Source organism: Micromonospora sp. WMMD1120, assembly GCF_029626235.1.
Taxonomy (GTDB): Bacteria; Actinomycetota; Actinomycetes; order Mycobacteriales; family Micromonosporaceae; genus Micromonospora.
Map to the genome: position 1 here is coordinate 1,620,178 of NZ_JARUBO010000005.1, position 24,993 is coordinate 1,645,170.

At 73.6% G+C, this 24,993-nt stretch carries 20 protein-coding genes; 13 read left to right on the forward strand and 7 right to left on the reverse strand.

Annotated elements, in window-relative coordinates:
* Positions 1 to 31 precede the first annotated feature (31 nt).
* Positions 32 to 1,435, reverse strand: a complete 1,404-nt coding sequence (gene eccD / locus O7634_RS07740; RefSeq protein ID WP_278149460.1) for a type VII secretion integral membrane protein EccD — start codon at positions 1,433 to 1,435, stop codon at positions 32 to 34.
* Between the two features lie 101 nt (positions 1,436 to 1,536).
* On the opposite strand from eccD, the gene eccCa reads away from it, so the two are divergent.
* From eccCa to O7634_RS07760, 4 genes are all read left to right on the forward strand, one after another.
* Positions 1,537 to 5,514, forward strand: coding sequence for a type VII secretion protein EccCa (gene eccCa, locus O7634_RS07745; RefSeq protein WP_278149461.1), 3,978 nt, complete (start codon positions 1,537 to 1,539; stop codon positions 5,512 to 5,514).
* Between the two features lie 74 nt (positions 5,515 to 5,588).
* Complete coding sequence (mycP, locus tag O7634_RS07750; protein ID WP_278149462.1) at positions 5,589 to 6,929, forward strand: type VII secretion-associated serine protease mycosin; 1,341 nt, start codon at positions 5,589 to 5,591, stop codon at positions 6,927 to 6,929.
* A gap of 52 nt (positions 6,930 to 6,981) precedes the next feature.
* Complete coding sequence (locus tag O7634_RS07755; RefSeq protein ID WP_278149463.1) at positions 6,982 to 7,773, forward strand: phosphatase PAP2 family protein; 792 nt, start codon at positions 6,982 to 6,984, stop codon at positions 7,771 to 7,773.
* 37 nt (positions 7,774 to 7,810) lie between these two features.
* A complete protein-coding gene (locus tag O7634_RS07760; RefSeq protein WP_278149464.1) occupies positions 7,811 to 8,515 on the forward strand; it encodes a phosphatase PAP2 family protein in 705 nt (234 codons plus the stop codon).
* 13 nt (positions 8,516 to 8,528) lie between these two features.
* Here the strand turns inward: O7634_RS07760 and O7634_RS07765 are convergent, their stop codons facing one another.
* The 6 genes from O7634_RS07765 to O7634_RS07790 all read right to left on the reverse strand — a co-directional run bounded on the left by O7634_RS07765 (position 8,529) and on the right by O7634_RS07790 (position 13,813).
* A complete protein-coding gene (locus O7634_RS07765) occupies positions 8,529 to 9,707 on the reverse strand; it encodes a MarP family serine protease (protein ID WP_278149465.1) in 1,179 nt (392 codons plus the stop codon).
* Positions 9,708 to 9,770: 63 nt separating this feature from the next.
* Positions 9,771 to 10,463 (reverse strand): CoA pyrophosphatase, encoded by a 693-nt coding sequence (locus O7634_RS07770; RefSeq protein WP_278149466.1) that lies wholly within the window; start codon positions 10,461 to 10,463, stop codon positions 9,771 to 9,773.
* Positions 10,460 to 11,095, reverse strand: a complete 636-nt coding sequence (locus O7634_RS07775; protein ID WP_278149467.1) for a TlpA disulfide reductase family protein — start codon at positions 11,093 to 11,095, stop codon at positions 10,460 to 10,462. The genes O7634_RS07770 and O7634_RS07775 overlap by 4 nt, the downstream gene beginning before the upstream one ends.
* Positions 11,092 to 11,910 (reverse strand): endonuclease III, encoded by an 819-nt coding sequence (gene nth, locus O7634_RS07780; RefSeq protein WP_278153902.1) that lies wholly within the window; start codon positions 11,908 to 11,910, stop codon positions 11,092 to 11,094. Before nth ends, O7634_RS07775 begins: the two co-directional genes overlap by 4 nt.
* 11 nt (positions 11,911 to 11,921) lie before the next feature.
* Positions 11,922 to 13,100 carry a CapA family protein gene (locus tag O7634_RS07785; RefSeq protein WP_278149468.1) on the reverse strand — a complete coding sequence of 393 codons (1,179 nt, stop codon included), beginning with the start codon at positions 13,098 to 13,100 and terminating at the stop codon, positions 11,922 to 11,924.
* A gap of 11 nt (positions 13,101 to 13,111) precedes the next feature.
* Complete coding sequence (locus tag O7634_RS07790; protein WP_278153903.1) at positions 13,112 to 13,813, reverse strand: adenosylcobinamide amidohydrolase; 702 nt, start codon at positions 13,811 to 13,813, stop codon at positions 13,112 to 13,114.
* A 143-nt stretch (positions 13,814 to 13,956) separates the two neighbouring features.
* On the opposite strand from O7634_RS07790, the gene O7634_RS07795 reads away from it, so the two are divergent.
* The 9 genes from O7634_RS07795 (at position 13,957) to O7634_RS07835 (ending at position 24,982) form a co-directional block, all read left to right on the forward strand.
* Positions 13,957 to 14,634, forward strand: coding sequence for a Crp/Fnr family transcriptional regulator (locus tag O7634_RS07795; protein WP_007466162.1), 678 nt, complete (start codon positions 13,957 to 13,959; stop codon positions 14,632 to 14,634).
* Between the two features lie 109 nt (positions 14,635 to 14,743).
* Positions 14,744 to 15,388, forward strand: a complete 645-nt coding sequence (locus O7634_RS07800) for a metallophosphoesterase family protein (RefSeq protein ID WP_278149469.1) — start codon at positions 14,744 to 14,746, stop codon at positions 15,386 to 15,388.
* A 515-nt stretch (positions 15,389 to 15,903) separates the two neighbouring features.
* Positions 15,904 to 16,509: a TetR/AcrR family transcriptional regulator gene (locus O7634_RS07805; protein ID WP_278149470.1), complete on the forward strand. Its 606-nt coding sequence runs from the start codon at positions 15,904 to 15,906 to the stop codon at positions 16,507 to 16,509.
* Positions 16,510 to 16,546: 37 nt separating this feature from the next.
* Complete coding sequence (locus O7634_RS07810) at positions 16,547 to 17,344, forward strand: TIGR03084 family metal-binding protein (RefSeq protein ID WP_278149471.1); 798 nt, start codon at positions 16,547 to 16,549, stop codon at positions 17,342 to 17,344.
* The gene (locus tag O7634_RS07815; RefSeq protein WP_278149472.1) at positions 17,341 to 19,005 is read left to right on the forward strand and encodes an acyclic terpene utilization AtuA family protein; all 1,665 of its coding nucleotides are present in this window, start codon (positions 17,341 to 17,343) and stop codon (positions 19,003 to 19,005) included. The genes O7634_RS07810 and O7634_RS07815 overlap by 4 nt, the downstream gene beginning before the upstream one ends.
* The gene (locus tag O7634_RS07820) at positions 19,002 to 20,141 is read left to right on the forward strand and encodes an acyl-CoA dehydrogenase family protein (RefSeq protein ID WP_278149473.1); all 1,140 of its coding nucleotides are present in this window, start codon (positions 19,002 to 19,004) and stop codon (positions 20,139 to 20,141) included. Before O7634_RS07815 ends, O7634_RS07820 begins: the two co-directional genes overlap by 4 nt.
* A 55-nt stretch (positions 20,142 to 20,196) precedes the next feature.
* Positions 20,197 to 21,798 carry a carboxyl transferase domain-containing protein gene (locus tag O7634_RS07825; RefSeq protein WP_278149474.1) on the forward strand — a complete coding sequence of 534 codons (1,602 nt, stop codon included), beginning with the start codon at positions 20,197 to 20,199 and terminating at the stop codon, positions 21,796 to 21,798.
* Between the two features lie 8 nt (positions 21,799 to 21,806).
* Positions 21,807 to 23,822 (forward strand): biotin carboxylase N-terminal domain-containing protein, encoded by a 2,016-nt coding sequence (locus O7634_RS07830; protein ID WP_278149475.1) that lies wholly within the window; start codon positions 21,807 to 21,809, stop codon positions 23,820 to 23,822.
* Positions 23,819 to 24,982, forward strand: coding sequence for an acyl-CoA dehydrogenase (locus O7634_RS07835; RefSeq protein WP_278149476.1), 1,164 nt, complete (start codon positions 23,819 to 23,821; stop codon positions 24,980 to 24,982). The genes O7634_RS07830 and O7634_RS07835 overlap by 4 nt, the downstream gene beginning before the upstream one ends.
* Positions 24,983 to 24,993 lie beyond the last annotated feature (11 nt).

A 24,993-nucleotide genomic window follows, 5' to 3' on the forward strand; every position in this document is an offset into this window, starting at 1 on the left:
CGGCATCTGACGCACCGGGCCCGGGGGCCGCTCAACCGAGCAGCCCTCGGGCTTTGTCGTACAGGTCGAGCACCGCGCAGGCGATCGGCACCACCGCCACCACCAGGGCCGTGTCGGTGAGGTCCGCGACCCTGCCCAGGTACGGCGAGACGGGCCGCCGGGCGTACCCGGTGCCGGCGGCGACCGTCACCAGGGCCAACGCCGTGCCGCCCAGGACCAGCGTCAACCGTCCGGCGTCGTCGGCCCGGCCGACCAGTACGGCACCCAGCACCGCGTAGCCGGCGAGCCCGGCGAGCACCGTCGGCACCCGGTGCCGCACCGCCACGAACAGCCGCGACCGCAGCAGCAGCACGGCCGAGGTGACCGCCACCAGCACCCGGCCAGCCGTCGCGCCCGAGACCCCGAGAACGACAGCAGCGGCCACCGCCAGCAGCGCGTGCCCGATCAGCATCCCGGTCAGGATCTCCTCGGTACGGATCACCGCGGCGTGCACCCGGCTCCGCTGCGGCAGGTCCCGGGGCCGCTCCGGCGCCTCCGTCGGAGTCGAGGTCGGCAGCGTGATCGGCGGTAGCGGCAGCTTGCCGAGCCGGATCGCCAGCAGCGGGATCACGCCGATGGCGAACACCAGCGCGCTGAGCAGCACCGCCGCCGTGCCGGACGGGGTCATCAGCAGCCCGCCGAGCGCGGCGCCGACGCCGACCAGCCCGACCGTGACACCGGCGACGAAGACCCGCAGCCGGCTGGCCACGCCGAGCAGACCGATCAGCGCCACCAGCAGCAGCGCGACCGAACCGGCCAGCAGCTCGGGAGCGCCCACCCAGCGGGCCGGGCCGAACGGTCCGACCGGGTCGCCGGAGCCGACCGCGAGCGCGCCGGCAGTGAAGGCGTAGGGCAGCGCGTAGCCGCCGAGCGTCGCCCCGGCGGCGCCGTCGCCGTTGGCGCGGGAGAAGACCGTGCCGGCCACGGTGAGCACCAGCGCCACGGCGGCGGCCGCCAGCCAACCGTTGCGGTGCGCCGGACCACCGGCGAACAGCGCGAGCAGCCCGACGGCGAGCGGCACGGCGGCGCCGGCCAGACCGGCCGCCCGGGTGGCGGTGGGTGACCAGGCCCCACCGCGGCGGCGGGCGCCGTCGGCGATCGCCTCGATGACGTCGTCGTACTCCAGCTCGGGCCAGTGGGCGCGGGCCGGCACGAGGTGCAGCACCTCGCCGTCGCGGACCCCCTGCGGCAGCAGCGCCTGGGCCGTCACCAGCGGCGCGCCGTCGGTACGGCGAAGCACCCAACCGCCGTGCTGCTCACCGTCGTCGGCCAGCCCGACCCCGGCGTGCCGGAGCACGTCCGGCAGCAGTTCGGCCAGGGGCGTCTGCTCCGGCAGGGCGACGTCCACCCGTCGTTGCGGCGCGCTGATGGTGACGCGGGCCAAGCCGGTTGTCATCGACTGGTCTCCATATCGACTGGGATCGGAGGCTGCGCGGACGACAGGACTTTACCTACGATGAGCCAGGCTCGGGTTACCCAGCGCTGTCAGGAGGGCGCGTGTCCACCGTCGTCATCAAGCGCCCGCCGCGTCGACCGGCACCGGAGATTCCCGGCGGTGAGTTGGCGGTGGAGGCGCCACCGGAGATCCCTGTGGTGGCCGGCGGGCGATGGCAGCAGATGTTCATGCTGCTGCCCATGCTGGGTGGCACCGTGGCGATGGCGATGATGTTCGGTCGGGGCGGTGGCGCCTACTCGTACGTCGTGGGTGGGATGTTCGGCCTGTCCTCGTTGGCGATGCTGGTGACCTCCTGGGGCAGCGCCTCCGGGACCCCGAAGAAGTCCGAGATGATGGCCGCGCGCCGGGAGTACCTGCGCCACCTGGCCACGCTGCGTCGGCGGGTCCGGCGCACGGCCGGGCAGCAGCGGGCCGGGCTCTACTACCGGCACCCGGACCCGGGCGGGCTCTGGTCGACGGTGGACAGCCACCGGGTCTGGGAACGACGCCCCGCCGACCCGGACTTCGCGGTGGTCCGCGTCGCCGTCGGGCCACAGACCCTGGCCACGCCGCTCGTCCCGCCGGTCACCCGCCCGCTGGAGGAGCTGGAGCCGATGACCGCCGGCGCGCTGCGCCGCTTCCTGGACACGTACTCCGTGGTGCCGGACCTGCCGGTGGCGCTGTCGTTGCGCAGCTTCGCCCGGGTGCACGTGCGGCCGGCCGGCCGCGCCGGCGCGACCACCGCGACCGCCGGCGGTCCGCCCACCGGTGACCCGGCGGCGCAGGCGCTGGTCCGGGCCGTGCTGACCCAACTGGCGGTCTTCCACGCCCCCGACGAACTGCTCGTCGCGGTGTGCGCGGGGCCGGAGCGCCGCGCCCGCTGGGAGTGGGTGAAGTGGCTCCCGCACGCCCACCACCCCGGCCGCACCGACGCGCTCGGGCCGGTACGCCTGGTCACCAGCTCCGCCGCCGAACTGGAGGCGCTGCTGGCGGACGTGCTGGCCAGCCGGTCGCGGTTCAGCCCGACCGGCCCGGCCACCGACGGCCCGCACGTGGTGGTGGTCCTCGACGGCGGGGACCTCACCGGCGCGAGTGACCTGACCGGTGACGGCGGCATCGACGCGGTCACCGTGCTGGACCTGGACACCCCACCGCCCCGCCTGCTGGACCGGTACGCGCTGCTGCTGGAGCTGCACGGCCGTCGGCTGCACTCGTTCTCGTCGGACGGGCACGCCGAGGTGGGCACCGCCGACCAGTTGGAGCTGGCCGACGCGGAGGCGGTGGCCCGCCGGTTGGCGCCGCTGCGGCTCGCCGGCGCGGCCCGCGGCCCGGACGCGCCGCTCCAGGCCGACCTGGGCCTCCCCGAGTTGCTCGGTCTCGGTGACCCGGAGAGTTTCACAGCGGAACAGGGCTGGTTGCCACGCTCGGCACGGGACCGGCTGCGGGTGCCGATCGGGGTGGGCGCGGACGGCGGGGCGATCGAACTGGACCTGAAGGAGTCCGCCCAGGACGGGATGGGCCCGCACGGCCTGTTGATCGGGGCGACCGGTTCCGGAAAGTCCGAGCTGCTCCGCACGCTGGTGCTCGGGCTCGCCGCCACGCACAGCTCCGAGCAGCTCAACTTCGTGCTCGTCGACTTCAAGGGCGGCGCCACCTTCGCCTCGTTCGACAGGCTGCCGCACACCGCTGCCGTGATCACCAATCTGGCCGACGCGTTGCCCCTGGTCGACCGGATGGTGGACGCCATCAACGGCGAGCTGGTCCGCCGCCAGGAGTTGCTGCGGCGCGCCGGCAACTTCGCCAGCGTGCGCGACTACGAGCGGGCCCGCTCGGCGGGCAGCCCGCTCGCCCCGCTGCCGTCGCTCCTGCTGATCTGCGACGAGTTCTCCGAGCTGCTCTCCGCCAAGCCCGACTTCATCGACCTGTTCGTGCAGATCGGCCGGCTGGGCCGCTCGCTGGGCGTACACCTGTTGCTGGCCAGCCAGCGGTTGGAGGAGGGGCGGCTGCGCGGGTTGGACACGCACCTGTCGTACCGGATCGGGTTGCGCACCTTCTCCGCGCTGGAGTCCCGCACCGTGCTGGGGGTGGCGGACGCGCACGAGCTGCCCCGCTCGCCGGGCCACGGCTACCTGCGCGCCGGCACCGACCCGCTGGTCCGGTTCAAGGCCGCGTACGTCTCCGGCGCCGTCCGCCGGCGGGCCGCGACCGGCGGCGGCGTCGCGGAGGGGAACGCCCGGCTGCTCACGTTCACCACCCACGTCGTGCCGGTGCCCGAGCCGGCGGTCCCGGCGGCGCCCACCCCGGCCGAGGACGAGGCCCGGGAGACGCTGCTCGACCTTCTGGTCGACCGGCTCGTCGGGCAGGGCCCCCCGGCGCACCAGGTCTGGCTTCCGCCGCTCGGGCAGCCGCCGGCCCTCGACGAACTCCTCGGCCCGGTCGAGGTGGACCCGAAGCGCGGGCTCACCGTCGGCAACCCGGAGCTGCACGGCGCGCTCGGCGTGCCGCTCGCCCTGGTGGACAGGCCGTTGGAGCAACGCCGTGACCTCCTCTGGCTGGCGCTGGACGGCGCGGCCGGGCACGTCGCGGTGGTGGGCGCGCCGCAGAGCGGCAAGTCCACAGCGCTGCGGACGCTGGTGTGCGCGCTGGCGCTCACCCACACACCGGCCGAGGTGCAGGTCTACTGCCTGGACTTCGGCGGTGGCGGGCTGGCCGCGCTGCGCGATCTCCCGCACGTGGGCGGGGTGACCGGCCGCGCCGACCCGACCGCCGTACGACGGACCGTCGGCGAGATGACCACGGTGCTGGCCGACCGGGAACGCCGCTTCGCGGAGTCGGGTGTGGAGTCGATGGCCGCGTACCGGCAGCGGCGGGCGGCGGCGGCCGGGCAGCCGGGCGGTGATCCGTTCGGTGACGTGTTCCTGGTGATCGACGGTTGGAGCACCCTGCGCAGCGAGTACGACGACCTGGAGCCGCTGGTCACCGACCTGGCCACCCGGGGTCTGTCGTACGGCGTGCACGTGGTCGCCACCGCGCTGCGCTGGCTGGACTTCCGTCCGGCGATCCGGGACCTGTTCGGCTCCCGGCTGGAGTTGCGCCTCGGCGACCCGGCCGACTCGCTGGTGGCCAGACGTGCGGCGGCGAACGTGCCGGAGCGCCCCGGCCGGGGGGTGACGGCCGAGAGCCTGCACTTCCTCACCGCGCTGCCGCAGCTCGGCACCGCCGGTGCGGACACCGCCGACCTGGTCAAGCGCGCCGCCGAGGGGTGGGCGGGCGCACCGGCGCCCTGGGTGCGACTGCTCCCGCCGGTGCTGCCGTACGCCGATCTGGACCTCGCCGCGACGACCGGGCTGCGACTACCGATCGGTGTCGCGGAGGCGGACCTGCGTCCGGTGCTGCTCGACTTCGCCACCGAGCCGCACTTCGTGGTCTTCGGCGACTCGGAGTGCGGCAAGTCCTCGTTCCTGCGCGCGCTGGCCACGTCGATCGTCACCCGGTTCACGCCCGAGCAGGCCCGGGTGATCCTCGTCGACTACCGACGCAGCCTGCTCGGCGCCATCGAGACGCCGCATCTGATCGGGTACGGCACCGCTGCCGCGCACACCACCGACCTGATCGAGTCGGCGGCGGGTTACCTGGAGCGACGGGCGCCCGGGCCGGAGGTCACGCCGCAGCAGCTGCGGGACCGCTCCTGGTGGTCGGGGCCGGAGCTGTTCGTGCTGGTGGACGATTACGACCTGGTGGCGGCGGGGCCGGCGAACCCGTTGCGGGCGCTGGAGGAGCACCTGCCGCACGCCCGGGACATCGGACTGCACCTGGTGCTGGCCCGCCGCTCCGGTGGCGCGGGCCGGGCCCAGTACGAGCCGATCGTGCAGCGACTGCGGGAGTTGTCCACCTCCGGTCTGGTGATGGCGGGCAGCCCCGAGGAGGGCGCGCTCGTCGGGTCGGTGCGGCCCGGCCCGCTGCCACCGGGGCGTGGTCGGCTGGTCACCAGGCGGGAGGGCGTACGCCTCGTTCAGCTCGCACAACTACCGCCATCCTGACCTGACTCGCCAGTTCTTCCCGTGACTGGTGGGAAAACCGGTAATCTCCGATCGTCATGGTTCCGTCGGGATGAATGGCTGAGGATGTGACTCGGGTGCGGCACAGCGGTCCGTCGACGGCCCGTCGAGCGACCGGCCGGGCGCTGCTCGGTGTGGCCGCGGCGCTCGCCGTCGTGACCCCCACCGCCGCAGCCGCGCCCACCGCCGCGCCCACCGGCGGTGGTCAGCTCGCCGGCATGCCGATGGCGTTCGCGCCCGGTGACGCCGTCGCCCGCACCGACCAGGTCCGCGACGAGCAGTGGCAACTCGACGAGCTGCGGGCCGAGACGGCCTGGCGCACCTCGACCGGCCGGGGGGTGACCGTCGCCGTGGTGGACTCCGGGGTGGACGGCACGCATCCCGACCTGGTCGGGCAGGTGCTGCCCGGCCGGGACCTGGTCGGCCCCGAGGGCGGGCCGGGCCCGGACCCGGTGGGCCACGGCACCACTGTCGCCGGCCTGATCGCCGGCCGCAACGACGACAAGCGCGGCGTCGTCGGCCTGGCGCCGGACGCCCGGATCCTGCCGGTCCGGGTGCTCGACAAGGACAACCGCTACGACGACGCGCTGATCGTCGCCCAGGGGGTTCGTTGGGCCGTCGACAACGGCGCTCGCGTGATCAACCTGTCGCTGGGCGGCAGCGGCGACAGCCCGGCCCTGGCGGCGGCTCTCGACTACGCGTTCGTCCGGGACGTGGTGGTGATCGCGTGCACCGGCAACCTGGCCACCTCCAGCAGCACCCAGGTGTGGTACCCGGCCCGCGAGCCGGGTGTCATCGCGGTCGCCGGCCTCGAACGCAGCAGCGACAACCTCTGGTCCGGGTCGATCACCGGCCGGGCGACGGTGCTCACCGCTCCGGCCAGCGGACTGGTGGGGGCCAAGCCGCCCGGTGGGTACTGGCGCGTCCAGGGCACCAGTTTCGCCGCACCGCTGGTGACGGCCACCGCCGCGCTGGTCCGGTCCCGCTACCCGCAGATGCCTGCCGGCGAGGTGGTCAACCGGTTGCTGGCCACCGCCCGGGACATCGGCCCGACCGGGCGCGACGACCGTTTCGGGTACGGCGTGGTCGACCCGGTGGCCGCGCTCACCGCTGACGTGCCGCCGGTGACCGTCAACCCGTTGGACGACCAGACCTCGCCCGGGGTCACCGGGTTCGGTCCGGCGCCCGGCACCGCCGACGACAACCCGGTGGCCGGAGCCGGTAGCGACCCGCTCGGTCTCTCCGCGCCCCACCAGCAGAGCCAGTGGACGGCTCGGGCGGCCGGCGGTCAGGACCCGTCCGCGCCGAAGCAGCTCTGGACCGCCGTCGTGCTCCTCGTCGGCCTGCTCGGCGGCGCCGCCCTCCTGGCCCGTCGTCTGCGACGCCGGATTCGTTGACCGGGTGTCCCCGGAAGGTCTGATCGGCGTCCGGGTCGGGTAGAACCGACAGATGCGTACGCGTCGTCCGCTCTCTCCCGCCCCCGCCGGCCGGCCGTCCTGGCGGCGCCGCCGGCTCGACCCGGACCACGCGCTGGGGCTGCGGCTGACAGTGGCCGCGGCGGCGGCGTTCCTGATTCTGGTGCCCTTCGCGCTGCTCACGTTGCTGGTGCTCGGCGCGTGGGCGCCGCTGCGCCGGCTGGACAACGCGGTCACCGACGCGCTGCACAGCTATGCGCAGGACCATCCGGCCTGGGTGGTGCTGATGCGGATCTGGACCGAGGTGTTCGCGCCGATGCCGCTGCGGGCCGTCGCGGTGCTGCTGGTGGTCTGGCTGGTGCGTCGGGGCGCCCGCCGACTGGCTCTCTGGGCGGCCACCACCATGATCGTTGGCGGGCTCATCGGGCCGCTGCTCAAGCTGCTCGTCGGCCGGGACCGGCCGGAGTTGCTGGACCCGGTGGCACGGGCCGCCGGTTACTCGTTCCCCTCCGGGCACGCGCTCAACGCCACACTGGCCGCCGGGGTGCTGCTGCTGGTGCTCCTCCCGTACGCCGGGCGGGGGCTGGGGCGGGCGGCGCTCTGGGTCGGCGCAGTGCTGCTCACCGTCGTGACCGGACTCAGCCGGGTGGCGCTCGGCGTGCACTTCACCAGCGACGTGCTGGGCGGCTGGCTGCTCGGGGTGGCGGTGGTCGCGGCGACCACCGCCGCGTTCACCAGTTGGCGGGCGCACACCGGCCGCCGGCCGGTCCGGCCGACCCGCGACGGCCTCGCCCCCGAGGTCGAACGGCAGCCGGGGGCGGCCTGAGGCGTGCCGGCGACGCCGGTTGGGTACTGGCGCACGCATGTCCGACACCATGGTCCAGATCGTCCGGCGCGTGCTGCTGCCGGTGTCAGTGCTGTTCGGCGTCATGGTGCTGCTCGGGGTGCTGGTGACCCGGGTGTTCGCCCGGACCTGGCCGTTCACGGTGGAGGACGCGGTCAACCGGGAGTTGGCCGCCGACCGCACCGGCGAGTGGAACAACGTCTCGCTGGTGTTCAGCACGCTGGCCAGCACCCAGATGATCGTGGTCGTCACCGTGCTGGTGGCGTTGGCGCTACGACTCTGGCTCAAGCGCTGGCGGGAGCCGCTGTTCCTGTGCGCCGCGGTGACCGCCCAGGCGCTGGTGTTCCTGCTGACCACGATCGCGATCGACAGGCGACGGCCGGCGGTGGAGCACATGGACGTCTCGCCGCCCACGTCGAGCTTCCCGTCCGGGCACACCTCGGCGGCCGTCGCGCTCTACGTCGGGATCGCCGTGCTGATGGCGCTGCGGGCGCGCAGCACCGGCGCGAAGGTCGCCTGGTGGGCGCTGCTGCTGGTGCCGCTGGGGGTGGCGCTGACCCGCATGTACCGGGGGATGCACCACCCGAGCGACGTGGTGGCCTCGTTCCTCAACGGCGGCACCTGCGTCGCGATCATGGCTCGCGCCGTGCTGGACCGAAGCGTGCGGTGGGGCCGGGCGAAGCTGCCGAGCGTCCGGCGGCCCGCCATGCCGAGCCCGAGCTGACCCGGCGCGCCGCTCAGGTGCACTCGCCGGTGGCCACCTGCCGGTTGCGCTCGGCGCCGGCCAGGGCCACCGGGCGGGCCTCGGCTGCGGTCACCGCGAAGCCCGTGTTCGGGTCGTCGGACGCCGCCGCGAAGATCACTCCGAGCACCAGGCCGTTGGCGGAGAGCAGCGGACCACCGGAGTTGCCGCTGCGGACCAGCGCCCGGATCGTGTAGATCTCCCGGGTGACGTCGTTCTCGGAGTAGATGTCCGGGCCCTTGATCCGGTCAACGTCGCGGATACGCGCCGACTGCGCGTTGTACGGACCGTCGAGCGGGAACCCGAGCACGATCGCGTCCGAGCCGCTGCCCGCGTTGCCGGCGGCGAACCGCAGGGACGGGCCGGGCAGCCCGGGCACCAGCAGCACGGCCAGGTCCCGGTTCGGGTCGTAGACGACCACCTTGCCGTCGTACCGTTCGCCGCCCAGCTCGACGGCGACCGACCGGGTGCCGGCGACGACGTGCGCGTTGGTCATCACCCGGTCGTCGGCGTAGACGAAGCCGGAGCCCTCGATGCGGCGGGAACAGCTCGGCGCGGAACCGAGCACCTTGACGACCGACTGTTGACCGTTGACCACCACCTGTGAGCCGGCCAGCGCCGGGTCCGGCGGATCGACCTGCCGGGCCCGGGTCGGCGCGAGGTCACCGAAGACGTCCGGGAAGCCGTCGGTGTCGACGGTGTCCTCCAGGGCTGTGGACAACTGGTGGGCCTGCTCGGGCAGGACCCGGTTGACCACCGTGATCAACGCGCTGTTACGGACCGACGCGGCGAGCCAGGGCACCGAGGACGAGCCGAGCGGCACCGCCACGAGCCATGCGAGCAGAAGCACCGCGAAGAGCGAGACCAGCGCCCCGCCGACGTCGTCGACCCGTCTGCCCACGTCGCTGGTGATCGTCTTGCGCAGGTGCGAACCGAGCCAGCCGGCCAGCGCCTGGCCCACCACCGCCAGCCCGAAGATCGCCACCAGCGAGATCAGCACACGGGTGCCGGCGTCCGCGAACTGCCTGGCGAACAACGGCCCGAGCTGGAGACCCAGCAGCAGGCCGAGGAAGAAGCCGGACAGCGACGTGACGCCGATGACGAAGCCCTGGCGGTATCCGCTGATCGCGAACACGAGCATGAGCAGCAGCAGGACGAGATCCACGACGGACACGGGTCAAGCGTACGGGCAGTGCGCCCGCCAGATGACCATCGCTTGCGGATGGTGACCGCGCGGTCAGCGCAAGGCGGTCTCGTCGGCGTCGTCGGTGCCGGCCGACGGTGCCGGGGTCGCCCCGGTCGGCGGAAGCTCCACGACCCGGCTACGCGACCACGGACGGGCCCAGCCGCCCATTTCCAGCAGGGTGGAGAGCACCCCGGCGGTGAAGCCCCAGACGAGCATCCCGCGGGCCGAGAACGCCGGCCCGATCCAGCCGCTGGGGTGCCGGACCCGGAGCCGGTTGGCCGGATCGACGAGTTCGCTGACCGGCAGGCGGGCGACGTGCGCCACCTCGGCCGGTTCGCGGGGGTGCACCGGGTGCGGGTCGTGCCACCAGGCCAGCACCGGCGTGACCACGAAGTCACTGACCGGAATCCACAGCTTGGGCAGCTCGGCCAGCACCGTCACGCTGGTCGGGTCGAGGCCGACCTCCTCGTTGGCCTCGCGCAGGGCGGTGGCTCGGGCGTCGGCGTCCTCCGGGTCGGCCGCACCCCCGGGAAAGGCCGGCTGGCCGGCGTGGTTGCGCAGGGTGGCCGCGCGTTGCAGGACCAGCACGTCCGGGCCCGCGCCGGGCTGCTCGCCGAGCAGCACGAGCACCGCGCTCTCCCGACCGCCCTCGGACGGAGTGGTCAGCCGGGTGAAGTCCTCGGCGCGGGCGGTGCCGAGCCGGGTCAGCAACGGCTCGATCCACTCGGGTGGTCGGCGGGTCACACGGTCACCGTGAGGCCGAGGTGCTGGCGGACCAGCTTGCTGAGCTGGGCGTCGTCGAGCGCGCCGGTGGCGTCGATGTGCCGGACCCGACCGTCGGCGTCGACGAAGAGGGTCAATGGGATGGCGTTGCGCCTCAGCTCGCGTTGCAGCGCCTCCCCCTGGTCGACAAGGATCGGGAATCGCACGCCGAAATCCTCGCCGATGGACTGGGCACCGCTGCGGCTGTCCCGGCTGTTGACCCCGACGACCTGGAGCTGGCCGGCGGCCCGCTCGCTCAGCCGCTGGAAGGCGGGCAGCTCCTTGCGGCACGGCGGGCACCAGGACGCCCACACGTTGATGACCGCCGGCCCTGCCACGTCCGCGAGCGCGACCGGAGCGCCGCCGGTGAAGCAGGACAGCGTCAGTGCCGGCAGCGCCTGCCCACCGGAGGCCGTCGCGCCGGGGGACGCGGTGCCAGCACCGGACGTGTCGGGAGACGCGGGCGGCGTGGTCAGCGTGGCGCAGTCCCGGAACGGCGACGGGCGCTCGGCGGCGGCCGGCCGGGAAGTCGGTTGATCGTCGGCCGGGTCGCTGGTGCAGCCGACGGCGGCCAGCAGCAGCGGGAGGACCAGGAGGGTGAGCGGGCGTTTCACGGCACCTCCGCGGCGACCGCCTGGGCGGGCACCAGTTCCGGGTCGACCCCGGCGGCCACCGCGAGGTCGCGGGCGCGGGGCCCCTTGAGCAGCTTCGCGGCGGCGGCCGGCTCGGTCGGCCCGGTGCCGTACGAGGGGCAGAGCTTGGCGAGCGTGCACGCGCCGCAGGCCGGCTTGCGGGCGTGACAGACCCGTCGACCGTGGAAGATGATCCGGTGCGAGAGCATCGTCCAGTCGCGCTTCTCGTACAGCGCGCCGACCGCGTGCTCGATCTTGACCGGGTCGCTTTCGGCGGTGAGCCGCCACCTGTGCACCAGCCGCTGGAAGTGCGTGTCGACGGTGATCCCCGGGACGTCGAAGGCGTTGCCGAGGATCACGTTGGCGGTCTTGCGGCCGATGCCGGGCAGGGTGACCAGGTCGGCGAGCCGGCCGGGGACAGCGCCGTCGTACCGGTCCACCAGGGCCTGGCCGAGCTTGAGCAGTGAGTCCGTCTTGTTGCGGTAGAAGCCGGTGGGCCGGATCAGCTCCTCCATCTCGCCCCGGTCGGCCCCGGCGTACGCGGCGGCGCTCGGGTAGCGGGCGAAGAGCTTGGGGGTGACCTCGTTGACCTTCTTGTCGGTGCACTGCGCGGAGAGAATGGTGGCGACGGCCAACTCCAGCGGACTGCTGTGGTTCAGCTCACAGTGCGCGTCGGGATGCGTCTCGGCCAGCACCCGGCCGATCTTGCGGGCACGGCGTTTGCGCCCGAGGTCGGTCTCGCTGGCACCGGGAGGGCTACTGGTCACGACGGTCAGCCTACGTCGCGCCCCGGACAGCCCTCGCCGGGTCAGCCGCCGGTCGGCGGCGAGATCCTGCCCTGGCCGTCGAACCGGGCGCCACCCTTGGGGAAGTCGGCGCGGCTCAGCTCGGTGACCAGCCCCAGACCCCGGTCGTCCGGGTCCATCGTCGGCTTGCCGGCCGAGTTCATGTACGTCGAGGTGAACGAGCCACCGGCCCAGCTGCCGTCCGGCTTGAGCGACACCTTCAGCACCCCGCCCCAGCCGAGCCGCCCGGCGTTGCTCAGCGAGTTGCCGCCGCCGGCGAAGTTGCCCAGGCTGTACGCGATCAGCCGCCCCCGGTAGAACTCCATTCCGCGCAGCACGTGCGGGCCGTGCCCGACGATCAGGTCGGCGCCCGCGTCGATCATCGCGTGCGAGAACTTCACCGGGTCGCCCCGGTTCTCGCCCAGGAACATCTCGGTGCCCGGCTTCACCCGGGTCTTGTCCGCTCCCTCGCCGCCCATGTGCACCTGCACCACGACGAGATCCGCCATGGTGGCCGCCTTGGCCACCACCGTCTTGGCCTCGGCGATGTCGACAAGGCTGTTGGACCAGACGTACGACGAGAAGCCGGCCACCGCGACCTTGACGCCCTTGACGTCGACAACGGTGATCTCGTCCGGTGCCCCGGTGTGCTCCAGGTCGTACTTCTGGAGGGCCTTCTGGGTGTTCTCGTAGCCCTTCGGCCCGTAGTCGTAGCCGTGGTTGTTGGCCTGGTTGAGCACGTCGAAGCCGGCGTCGCGCAGGTGCGCGGCGTACTCCGGCGGGGCCCGGAACTGGAAGCAGCGGGTGGAGTTGGCCCCGCACTTGCCGGTGCCGGTGTCCACCGTCAACGGCTCCTCCAGGTTGCCCATCACCAGGTCGGCCTTGAGCGCCCCGGTCACCGACTCGAAGAAGCCCTTACCGCCGGCGGCCGGCAGTCGGCTCGGCGCGTTGCCCATGATGATGTCGCCGGTGGCGGAGAGCGAGATCGCCCCGCCCTGACCGGAGTCGTCCGAGCCGGTGGCCTTCGGGCCGGCCGTGGAGACCGGCGCGCCGGTGCCACCGCCCCCGGCGCCGGGCTGCCAGACGGGGTCCGCGCCACCGGAGTCGGCGCAGCCGGCGACCAGAAGAGCAGCCAGCAGCGCCGCGAGGCCGAGGGGGACGCGGCGACGCGGGCGGGACGCGGGAGGGGCGGAAGCGTACATCGCCCGCGACCCTACCGGTCGTTAAACGCGCCGACCCCAGCCGATCGGGTGGATTTTCCGCTGCTGACCTGGTCGGACCAGGGCACCACCGGCCGGGCGCCCCCGGCCAGCACCGAGGCGTGCACCGCCCGGGCGAGCGGGCCGCCCCAGGTCGAGCGCGGCCCACCGTACGCCGCCTCCGGCCCGTCCACCGGGCAGAGCACGGTGACCGCGTCGGTCGGGGTGCCGGTGCCCGGCAGCCCCAGCTCGGCGATCGCCTGACTCTTCGCCTCGGTCGCGGTGGCCACCGCGTTGACCAGCGCGCTGTCGGCGAGCCGGGCCGGCACGTACACCACGATGTTGACGGTGCCGACGCGCGGCGCGAGCGCGGCCGGCGCGGCGGCCGGCACCGGCGTGCCGAGCCCGACCGTCGCCCAGGCGCGCACCCCGGTGTCGGTCCGCGCCACGACCTCGCTCACGTCGACGCCGGTCAGCAGGCCGACCCCGGGCCCGTCGAGGGTCAGGTCGGCGGCGAGCGCGGCCAGGTGCGCGGCGGGGTCCTCCCGGTCGTACGACATGGGGACTGTCGCGTTCAGCACCCAGTGCCGGGTTCCGATCCCTCCGCCGAGCGGGCCGCTGCTGACCGCCCGCACTGGTACGTCCGCACGCCAGACGAGCAGTGGGACGCCCTGCCCGCCCTCGGCCCGGCTGGTCAGAATCGGCTCGCTCAGCACGTCGGGCAGGTTACGCCCACCGATCACGATTCCAGGGGCCACCTCTGATTCATGCTCACGTGCGCCTAGACTTGGCGGCGCGCGAGGGGATCAGCGGACGGCGGCCCCGGCCGACGGACGGCACGCGCAACCGGAGGTGCGCAATGGACGAGGTACTGGCCCGCAGCGGGATCTTCCAGGGTGTCGACCCGGAAGCTGCCGAGGCGCTCGCCAAGGAGATGGAGACGATCGAGGTCCGCAAGGGCGAGATCGTCTTCAATGAGGGCGAGCCCGGTGACAGCCTCTACATCCTGCTGTCCGGGAAAATCAAGGTTGGCCGCCGCGCGGCGGACGGCCGACAGAACCTGATCGCTGTCATGGGTCCGTCGGACATGGTGGGCGAGCTGTCGCTCTTCGACCCGGGCCCGCGTACGGCGACCGCCACGGCGGTGACCGACACCCGCCTGGTGCGGCTGCGTAAGCAGGCGCTCCGGCCGTGGCTGAACAACCGGCCGGAGATCGCCGAGCAGTTGCTCCGGGTGCTGGCCCGGCGGCTGCGCCGGACCAACGACTCGCTCGCCGACCTGATCTTCACGGACGTGCCGGGTCGGGTCGCCAAGAACCTGCTCCAGATGGCGGGCCGGTTCGGCACCCGCGACGGTGGCGTCCTGCGGGTGACCCACGACCTCACCCAGGAGGAGATCGCCCAGCTCGTCGGCGCCTCACGGGAGACCGTCAACAAGGCCCTCGCCGACTTCGCCTCGCGCGGCTGGCTGCGGCTGGACGGCAAGAGCATCATCATCCTGGACCCGGAGCGCCTGGCCCGCCGCGCCCGCGTCTGAGCGGTACGTCCCGTCCCCGCCATCCGTCACCGACGGACGGCGGGGACGTTTCGTCTGCCCTGCGCAGAAAACACTGGTTCCGCTGCGCCGAAGCGGTGAGGGTGGGCCCATGCTGAACCGGGTTGCGGTGCTCTCCGACGTCCATGGCGCGCTTCCGGCGTTGGAGGCCGTGCTGGCCGACCCGGACGTCACCGCCGCCGACCTGATCGTGCTCACCGGCGACATCGCGGCCGGCCCGCAGCCGGTAGAGGTGCTGGACGTGCTCAGCGGCCTCGGTGACCGGGTGTGCTGGGTGGGTGGCAACGCGGACCGCGAGCTGGTCGAGGCCCGCGCCGGGCGACCCGCCTCGATCGAGGTGTCGAACTGGGCCGCCGGCCAGCTCCGTGACGAGGAGGTGGTGCTCGTCGACTCGCGGCTAGGGCGCTGGGCGGAGGTGTTCGAGGGCCTTCCCGCCGAGGTCACCACGGTGGTCTGCGGCCACACGCACATGCCCTTCACCCGACTGGTGAACCGACGCCTGGTGGTCAACCCGGGCAGCGTCGGCATGCCGTACGGGGGCGCGGGCGCGTGGTGGGCGCTGCTCGGGCCGGGCGTCCAGCTGCGCCGCACCGCCTTCGACGTGGACGCGGCGTGCGCCCGGGTGGCCGCCGAGTCGACCTTCCCGGACGCCGCCGCCTGGGCGGACGAGTACCTGCGCTCGCAGCACAGCGACGCCGACGCGCTGGCCGTCTTCGGCCCACGCGACGGCCGCTGAGCGCCCACGCCCCCGTTTCCGAGTCGCCGTGGCGGCGCGGCGAGCGCGGAATCGACGGCTGGCAGCGGGGTGAGTGGGTCTTGTCGGGCCGGCGCGCGCCTGTTGGTGCCCCGCGCTTACCAGTTCGCGGCCTGTAGAGCTGCCCCAGATGTGGGGCACGAAACCACGCTCATGCCCCCGACGGCATCCCGGCCACCGCCCGGCCCGGCCCGACCCGGCCCGGCCCGACCCGGCCCGGTGAAGCGCATCGACCCGGGGGCGTCCGAACAAGGCTGGTTGACCAGTACGGTGCGCTGGGCCTGCCCCGCTCACTGGGCAGCTCGACAGGGGCTCACCGCAGCACCGCCCGCCGGAGCGCCGCCCAGCCGCACCGCCCGCCGGAGCACCGCCCGCCGGAGCACTGCCCAGCGCGGCACCACCCACGGCAGCACCGCCCACGGCGGCGAGGGCACCGGGACCGGTCCCAAAAAAAAGTCAAGCTTGACTGTTTGTTTCTGAGGCCGCACGCTGTTCGCGTGTCCCCCGCATCGACGCGTGTCCCACAGCAGGAGCGCAGTCGCGCCACCCAGGCCCGACTGCTGGAGGCGACCGTCGACTGCCTGATCGAGCACGGGTGGTCCGGCACCACGACCACTGTGGTCGCCGCCCGCGCCGGCGTGTCCCGGGGGGCCCAACTGCATCACTACCCGACCAAGGCGGCGCTGGTGACTGCCGCCGTGGGCCACCTGGCCGAACGGCGCGCCGATGAGCTGCGCTCCGAGGCCGAGGCGTTGCCGGCCGGTCCGCAGCGACTGGACCGGGTGATCGACCTGCTCGCCGTGGCGTTCACCGGGCCGCTGTTCGTGGCCGCGCTCGAACTCTGGGTCGCCGCGCGTACCGACCGGGAACTCCGGGACGCCCTGGTTCCGCTCGAGGCGACGGTCGGTCGGGAGATGCACCGGCTCACCGTCGCGCTGCTCGGGGTCGACGAAGGCCGCCCCGGCGTGCGCGAGGCGGTGCAGGCCACCCTCGACCTGATGCGCGGGCTCGGGGTGGCCAACCTGCTCAGCGACGACTCGGCACGCCGCACCGCCCTCCTGACCACCTGGAAGCGTCAGCTCACCACACTGCTCACGCCCTGACCGCCGGCCGCAGCGGCCACCACCGACCGGAGGCACCATGGTCGACCTCAGCGACCTGCTCACCGACCTGGCCGACGAGTCCGCCCACCTGGACGATCTGGTGGCCACTCTGCCCGCCGCCGGCTGGGCCACACCGACCCCCGCGCCGCGTTGGAGCATCGCGCACCAGATCGCCCACCTCGCGTGGACCGACCACGTCGCGCTGCTGAGCGCCGCCGACCCCGAGGCGTTCTACGCGACGGTGACCAGCGCACCGGACGTGACCCGACTCGTCGACGTCGGCGCCGAGCACTTCCTCGCCCCACCGGCCGAGTTGCTCGCCCGCTGGCGGGACGGCCGGACCGCGCTCGTCGACGCGCTGGCCGCCGTCCCGTCCGGAGAGAAGCTGCCCTGGTACGGCACCCGGATGTCGGCCACCTCGATGGCGACCGCCCGGATCATGGAGACCTGGGCGCACGGCGTCGACGTCGCCGACGCGCTCGGCGTGATCCCTGCGGACAGCGACCGGCTCCGGCACGTGGCGCACCTCGGCGTCCGTACCCTCGGGCACGGTTTCGTCGCGCACGGCCGGGTGGCGCCAACCACGCCGGTCCGGGTGGAGCTGGTCGGACCGGGCGGCGACACGTGGGTGTGGGGTCCGGCGGAGGCCGCCGACCGGCTCACCGGGCCGGCCCGGGACTTCTGCCTGCTGGTCACCCAGCGCCGGCACCGCGCGGACCTCGCCCTGGTCGCCACCGGACCGGTAGCCGACGAATGGCTCGACGTGGCGCAGGCGTTCGCCGGGCCGCCCGGCGCCGGCCGCGAACCGACGGGCCCGAGCGGGGTACGCGCGTGATCCGCGTCGGTAACGCCTCCGGCTTCTACGGCGACCGTTTCACAGCGTGGCGGGAGATGCTCGACGGTGGCGAGCTGGACGTGCTGACCGGCGACTACCTGGCCGAGTTGACCATGCTGATTCTCGCCCGGGACCGCCTGCGGGACCCCGACCTGGGCTACGCGAAGACGTTCCTGCGGCAACTGGAGACGTGTCTCGGCACCGCCCTCGACCGCGGGGTGCGGATCGTGACGAACGCCGGCGGGTTGAACCCGGCCGGCCTGGCCTCTGCCATCGAGAAGCTCGCCGACCGGCTCGGCCTGCCGGTCCGGGTCGGGCACGTGGAGGGCGACGCGATCCAGCGACCGGACGCGTTGAGCGCCAACGCGTACCTCGGCGCGTTCGGGATCGCCGCCTGCCTCGGCGCGGGTGCGGACGTGGTGGTCACCGGGCGGGTCACCGACGCGTCGCTGGTGGTCGGCCCGGCCATCGCCCGCTACGGGTGGGGCCGCGACGACCTCGACGAACTGGCCGGAGCCACCGTGGCGGGGCACCTCGTCGAGTGCGGGGCACAGGTCACCGGCGGCAACTTCAGCTTCTTCACCGAGCTGCCCGACGGTGGGCACCGGCCCGGCTTCCCGATCGCCGAGGTGTACGCCGACGGCTCGTCGGTGCTCACCAAGCATCCGGGCACCGGCGGCGCGGTCACCGTGGAGACGGTCACCGCGCAACTGCTCTACGAGATCGGCGGGCCGGCGTACCTGGGGCCGGACGTGGTGACCCGACTGGACACCGTGACGTTGAGCCCCGACGGGCCGGACCGGGTGCGGGTCTCCGGCGTCCGGGGCACGCCGCCGCCGGCCACCCTCAAGGTGGGCGTCAACAACCTCGGCGGCTTCCGCAACTCGATGACGTTCGTCCTGTGCGGCCTGGACATCGAGGCGAAGGCGGCACTGGTCCGGGGCCAGATCGAGGAGGCGGTGGGCGCTGACGGGCTGGAGTGCGTACTGGCCCGGACCGACCACCCGGACGCGGTGGACACCGAGGCGGCGAGCGCGCTGCTGCACGTACACCTGCGCGACGGTGACCGGGCGCGGGCCGGACGGGCGTTCTCGGCCGCCGCTGTGGAGCTGGCGCTGGCCTCGTACCCGGGTTGCACGCTGACCACGGTGCCGGGCGACGCGACACCGTACGGCGTGTTCACCGCCGAGGCGACGCCGCAGGACGCGGTGGCGCACGTGGCAATGCTGCCCGGTGGCGAACGGGTGCCGATCGCCCCGCCGACGCGTACCGCGGCCGTCGCGCCGGACGAGACGGACCCGGGCGGCGACGCGGCTGTCGACGGACCAACCCGCCGGGGCGCGCTCGGCCAGGTGGTCGGCGCGCGCTCCGGGGACAAGGGCGGGGACGCCAATCTCGGCGTCTGGGCGCGTTCCAACGCCGGGTACGCGTGGCTGCGCGCCTGGTTGACTGTCGAGCGGCTGGCCGAGCTGCTGCCGGAGACCGCCCCGCTGACGGTGCGGCGCTACGAGTTGCCGAACCTGCGCGCTGTCAACTTCGTGGTCGAGGGCCTGCTCGGCGCGGGGGTCGCGGCGTCCACCCGGTTCGACCCCCAGGCCAAGGCGCTCGGCGAGCTGCTCCGCGCCCGGGTCGTCGACCTGCCGGTCGAGGTGCTGCCATGAGCATCGTCGACACGCCGGAGCGGCGGCAACTGCGGGAGCTGACGCGTGCGTTCGTGACCCGGGAGGTGCTGCCCCACCTGAGCGAATGGGAGCGGGCCGGCGAGGTACCCCGGGCGCTGCACGCGACGGCCGCGAAGCTCGGCCTGCTCGGCATCGGCTTCCCCGAGTCGGTCGGTGGCAGTGGTGGGAGCCTGCTCGACTCGATCATCATGACCGAGGAGCTGATCCGCTCCGGCGGCTCGTCCGGACTGGTGGCCGCCCTGTTCACGCACGGCATCGCGGTGCCGCACCTGGTCGCGGCGAGCGACGACGACCTGATCGAGCGGTACGTCCGGCCCACGCTGGCCGGCACGATGATCGGGGCGCTGGCCATCACCGAGCCGGACGGCGGTTCGGACGTGGCCGGCATCCGCACCTGCGCCCGCCGGGACGGCGACCACTACGTGGTGAACGGGTCGAAGACGTACATCACCAGTGGGCACCGGGCCGATTTCGTGACCACGGCGGTCTGTACCAACTTCCCCGGCAGCGGCGCGCTCACCCTGCTGGTCATCGACAAGGGGCTACCCGGGTTCACTGTGGGCCGCCGGCTGGACAAGCTGGGCTGGCACTGCTCGGACACCGCCGAGCTGTCCTTCGTCGACGTGCGGGTGCCGGTGGCCAACCGGATCGGGGCGGAGAACACCGGCTTCCTCGCGATCATGCAGCAGTTCGCGACGGAACGGCTCTCGCTGGCCACCCAGGCGTACGCGACCGCGCAGCGCTGTGTCGAGCTGGCGGTGCGGTGGTGCCGGGACCGGGAGACGTTCGGACGTCCACTGGCCAGCCGGCAGTTGATCCGGCACCGGCTGGCCGAGATGCACACCCGGGCCGAGGCGGCCCGGTCGTACGTGCACGAGGTGGCGGCCCGGGTCGCCGCCGGCGAGCCGGTGGTGACCGAGGTGGCGATGGCCAAGAACGTGGCGGTGGCCGCCTGCGACCACGTCGTCGACCAGGCGTTGCAGCTGCACGGCGGTTTCGGCTACCTGCGCGACGCCGAGGTGGAGCGGCACTACCGCGACGCGCGGATCCTCGGCATCGGCGGCGGCACCACCGAGATCATGAACGAGATCATCGCGAAGGGCATCGGCCTGTGAGCGCGAGGAGTGCGCCGGGTTTGCAAGCCCCGCAGTCGCGAACGAGGGAGGCACGGTGAGCATTTTGGAGAGCGGCATCGACCCGTCCGCGCCCGCGTACCTGGCGAACCGGGCGGCCCTGCTGGAGCGGCTGGCCGAGCTGGAGTCCGCGCTGGACCAGGCTCGGGCCAGCGGCGGCGAGAAGTACGTGAGCCGGCATCACGCCCGCGGCAAGCTGCTCCCCCGGGAGCGGATCGAGCTGCTGGTGGACGCGGACAGCCCGTTCCTGGAGCTGTCGCCGGTCGCCGCGTTCGGCACCGACTTCCCGGTGGGGGCCAGCGTGGTCACCGGCATCGGGGTGGTCGAGGGCGTGGAGTGCCTGATCGTCGCCAACGACCCGACGGTACGCGGCGGCGCGGTCAATCCGTGGTCGCTCGCGAAGACCCGGCGGGCGGGCGAGATCGCGCTGGCCAACCGGCTTCCCATGGTCAACCTGGTCGAGTCGGCCGGGGCGGACCTGCCCACCCAGGCGGAGATCTTCATCCCGGGCGGTCGGGTGTTCCGGGACCTGACCCGGCTCTCGGCGGCCGGCATCCCCACCGTCAGCGTGGTGTTCGGCAACGCCACCGCCGGTGGGGCGTACGTGCCGGGAATGTCCGACCACGTGATCATGATCCGGGACCGGTCGCAGGTCTACCTGGCCGGGCCACCGCTGGTGAGGATGGCGACCGGCGAGGTCACCGACGACGAGTCGCTGGGCGGCGCGGCGATGCACGCCGGCACGTCCGGGCTCGCCGACTACCTGGCCGAGGACGAGCGGGACGGCATCCGGTTGGCCCGGCAGTGCGTACGCCGGTTGAACTGGCGCAAGCAGGGCCCGTCGCCGCGTACGGCGGTGCCGCAGCCGCCCACGTACGACCCGGAGGAGCTGCTCGGCATCACCAGCGCCGACCTGAAGGTGCCGTTCGATCCGCGCGCGGTGCTGGCCCGGGTCCTCGACGGCAGCGACTTCGACGAGTTCAAGCCGGCGTACGGGGACGCGCTGGTCACCGGCTGGGGCGAGCTGCACGGTTACCCGGTGGGGGTGCTGGCGAACGCCCGGGGGGTGCTGTTCAGCGCGGAGGCGCAGAAGGCCGCCCAGTTCATCCAGCTCGCCAACGCGTCCGACACACCGTTGATCTTCCTGCAGAACACCACCGGCTACATGGTCGGCACCGAGTACGAGCAGCGCGGCATCATCAAGCACGGCGCCCTGATGATCAACGCGGTGTCGAACTCGACGGTGCCGCACCTGACGGTGAACCTGGGCGCCTCGTACGGGGCCGGCAACTACGGGATGTGCGGTCGGGCGTACGAGCCGAGGTTCCTGTTCACCTGGCCGAACGCGAAGTCGGCGGTGATGGGCCCGGCGCAGCTCGCCGGCGTGCTCTCCATCGTGGCCCGGCAGGCCGCCGCCGCGCGGGGTCGCGACTACGACGAGGAGTCCGACGCGGCGATGCGGATGATGGTCGAGCAGCAGATCGAGTCGCAGTCGGGGGCGCTGTTCCTCTCCGGGCGGCTCTACGACGACGGGGTGATCGACCCCCGGGACACCCGTACCGTCCTCGGGCTCTGCCTGTCGGCGATCCACAACGGACCGGTGAAGGGCGCCGACGGCTTCGGCGTCTTCCGGATGTAGGAGCTGCTGTGATCTCACGACTTCTGGTCGCCAACCGGGGCGAGATCGCCCGCCGGATCTTCGCGACCTGCCGGGCGCTCGGTGTGGAGACGGTGGCCGTGCACTCGGACGCCGACGCCGCCGCGCCCTTCGTCGCCGAGGCCGACCGGGCGGTCCGGCTGCCGGGGGCCACTCCGGCCGAGACGTACCTGCGGATGGACCTGATTCTGGACGCGGCCCGGCGCGGCGGCGCGGACGCGGTCCATCCGGGCTACGGCTTCCTCGCCGAGAACGCCGAGTTCGCGGCGGCGGTGACCGACGCCGGGCTGACCTGGGTCGGTCCGCCGGCCAAGGTGATCGCCGTGATGGGCGACAAGCTGGCCGCGAAGGTGCTGCTCGCCGAGGCGGGTGTGCCGATGCTGCCGAGCTGGACCGACACCGAGCAGGTCACCGCCTTCCCGGTGCTGGTGAAGGCGTCCGCCGGCGGTGGCGGGCGGGGCATGCGGATCGTCCGGGACGCCGCCGGGCTCGCCGAGGCCGTCGCCTCCGCGCGCCGCGAGGCGGCTGCGGCGTTCGGTGACGGCACTGTCTTCATCGAGCGGTACGTCGAACGCGGCCGGCATGTGGAGGTGCAGATCTTCGGTGACGCCCATGGTCGGGTGGTGGCCCTCGGCGACCGGGAGTGCTCGATCCAGCGTCGCCATCAGAAGATCGTCGAGGAGGCCCCGGCGGTCGTGCCGGAGCCGGTGCGGACGGCGTTGCACGAGGCGGCCGTGGCCGCCGGTCGGGCCGTCGACTACCTGGGCGCGGGCACCGTGGAGTTCCTGCTGGCCCCGACCGGTGAGGTCTTCTTCCTGGAGATGAACACCCGGCTCCAGGTGGAGCACCCGGTCACCGAGCTGTGCACCGGGCTGGACCTGGTGGCGCTGCAACTGCTCGTGGTCGAGGGTGAGCCGCTGCCGGCGGCGCTGCCGGCGAGCACCGGCCACGCCATCGAGGTACGCCTGTGCGCGGAGGACGCGACGGCGGGTTGGCGACCGGTCACCGGCACGCTGCACCGGTTCACGGTGCCGGGTGTGGCGACGGCGTTCGCCGGGCTGGCCGGGCCGGGCCTGCGGCTCGACTCGGGTGTGGTGGACGGCTCGGTGGTCGGGGCGCACTACGACTCGATGCTGGCCAAGCTGGTCGCCTGGGGACGTACCCGGGCGGAGGCGACCCGGCTGCTGTCCGGCGCGTTGGCCGGGGCCGAGCTGCACGGGGTGACCACCAACCGGGACGCGCTGGTCCGGGTGCTGCGCAGCGCCGACTTCGGCGCCGTGGACATCGACACCGGCTTCCTGGACCGGCACCCCGACGTCCTCGCCCCGCTCCTCCCCGCTGACCAGGTCCCGCTCACCGCTCTCGCCGCCGCGCTGGCCGGCGCCGCGCACCGGCGGGCGACCGCACCGGTGCTGGGCGGCCTGCCGTCGGGCTGGCGCAACGTGCCCGCCGTCGCGCAGGTCGCCCGCTTCACCGGCCCGGACGGCGAGGAGATCGAGGTCCGCTACCGGCTGGACCGTGGCGGCCGGCTCGCCGAGTGGTCCAGCACGGCCGGGGGCGCCGCGACCGGGCCGACCGATTCCGACGCCGCTGATCCGGCGGTAGCGCCCACCGTGGGGCTGGTCGAGGCCGCCCCGGACCGGGTGGTGCTCGACGTCGACGGGGTTCGCCACGCGTACCGCGTACACCGGGTGGGGTCGGAGGTCTTCGTGGACGGCCCGGACGGGGCGGCGGCCCTGGCCGAGCTGCCGCGCCTCCCGCCACCCGGCACGGCCGTGCCGGCCGGGTCGCTGCTCGCGCCGCTGCCCGGCGCGGTGACCCGGGTGCACGTCCAGGTCGGCCAGCGGGTCGCGGCCGGCGACCCGCTGCTCACGCTGGAAGCGATGAAGCTGGAACATCCCGTGCTCGCCCCGATCGACGGCGTGGTCGCCGAGCTGCCGGTGCCGACCGGCGGTCAGGTGCGGACCGGCGCCGTGCTGGCCGTTATCGAGGAGGACCCGCAATGACCTTCGACCTCACCCCCGAGCAGGATCAGTTGCGCGACGCCGTGCGGGCGCTCGGCCGCCGGTACGGTCACGGTTACTTCGTGGCGAAGGCGAAGGCCGGCGAGCACACCACCGAGCTGTGGGCCGAGGCGGGACGGCTCGGCTACCTGGGGGTCAACATCCCCACCGAGTACGGCGGCGGGGGCGGTGGCATCACCGAGCTGGCCATCGTCTGCGAGGAGTTGGCCGCGGCCGGGTGTCCGTTGCTGCTGCTGGTGGTCTCCCCCGCCATCGCGGCGACGGTGCTCACCCGGCACGGCACCGAGGAGCAGCGCAAACGGCATCTCCCCGGCCTCGCCGACGGCTCTCAGAAGATCGTCTTCGCGATCACCGAGCCGGAGGCCGGTTCCAACTTCCACCGGCTCGGCACCGTGGCCCGCCGGGAGGGCGACGGCTGGCTGCTGAACGGCCGCAAGTGCTACATCTCCGGCGTCGACGAGGCCGGCCACGTGCTGGTGGTGGCCCGAACCGAGGACTCCTCCACCGGAAAGCTCAAGCCCGCGCTGTTCCTGGTGCCCACCGACGCGGCCGGGCTGACCCGCTCCAAGCTGGACATGGAGATCCTGTCCCCGGAGAACCAGTTCCTGCTCTACCTGGACGACGTGCGGGTGCCCGCCGACGCGCTGGTCGGTGCGTCGCTGGACGCCGGCCTGCCGGCGCTCTTCTCCGGGCTGAACCCGGAACGGATCACGGTGGCCGCGATGGGCGCCGGCACCGGCCGGTACGCCATCGAGCGGGCCAGCGAGTACACCGCCACCCGGAAGGTCTGGGGTGGCCGCAGCATCGGCTCCCACCAGGGCGTGTCGCACCCGCTGGCGCACGCGGCGGTCCAGGTGGAGCTGGCCCGGCTGATGATCCAGAAGGCGGCCACCCTCTATGACGCCGGCCGGGACCTGGAGGCCGGGGTGGCCGGCAACATGGCCAAGTACGCGTCCGGGGAGGCCGCCGCGCTCGCCGTGGACACCGCCGTCCAGGCGCTCGGCGGGGCCGGCATGACCACCGAGTACGGGGTGGCCACCCTGCTCGGCGCGGTCCGGGCCGGCCGGATCGCCCCGGTCAGCCGGGAGATGATCCTCAACTTCGTGGCCCAGCACGTCCTCGGGCAGGACAAGTCGTACTGACGGCCCGGCTG

Excerpts from the sequence above, each read along its gene's own strand:
- eccD (WP_278149460.1), bottom strand. The coding sequence starts at position 1,435 with ATGACAACCGGCTTGGCCCGCGTCACCATCAGCGCGCCGCAACGACGG.
- mycP (WP_278149462.1), top strand. The coding sequence starts at position 5,589 with ATGGCTGAGGATGTGACTCGGGTGCGGCACAGCGGTCCGTCGACGGCC.
- O7634_RS07755 (WP_278149463.1), top strand. The coding sequence starts at position 6,982 with ATGCGTACGCGTCGTCCGCTCTCTCCCGCCCCCGCCGGCCGGCCGTCC.
- O7634_RS07760 (WP_278149464.1), top strand. The coding sequence starts at position 7,811 with ATGTCCGACACCATGGTCCAGATCGTCCGGCGCGTGCTGCTGCCGGTG.
- O7634_RS07785 (WP_278149468.1), bottom strand. The coding sequence starts at position 13,100 with ATGTACGCTTCCGCCCCTCCCGCGTCCCGCCCGCGTCGCCGCGTCCCC.
- O7634_RS07795 (WP_007466162.1), top strand. The coding sequence starts at position 13,957 with ATGGACGAGGTACTGGCCCGCAGCGGGATCTTCCAGGGTGTCGACCCG.
- O7634_RS07800 (WP_278149469.1), top strand. The coding sequence starts at position 14,744 with ATGCTGAACCGGGTTGCGGTGCTCTCCGACGTCCATGGCGCGCTTCCG.
- O7634_RS07810 (WP_278149471.1), top strand. The coding sequence starts at position 16,547 with ATGGTCGACCTCAGCGACCTGCTCACCGACCTGGCCGACGAGTCCGCC.
- O7634_RS07820 (WP_278149473.1), top strand. The coding sequence starts at position 19,002 with ATGAGCATCGTCGACACGCCGGAGCGGCGGCAACTGCGGGAGCTGACG.
- O7634_RS07835 (WP_278149476.1), top strand. The coding sequence starts at position 23,819 with ATGACCTTCGACCTCACCCCCGAGCAGGATCAGTTGCGCGACGCCGTG.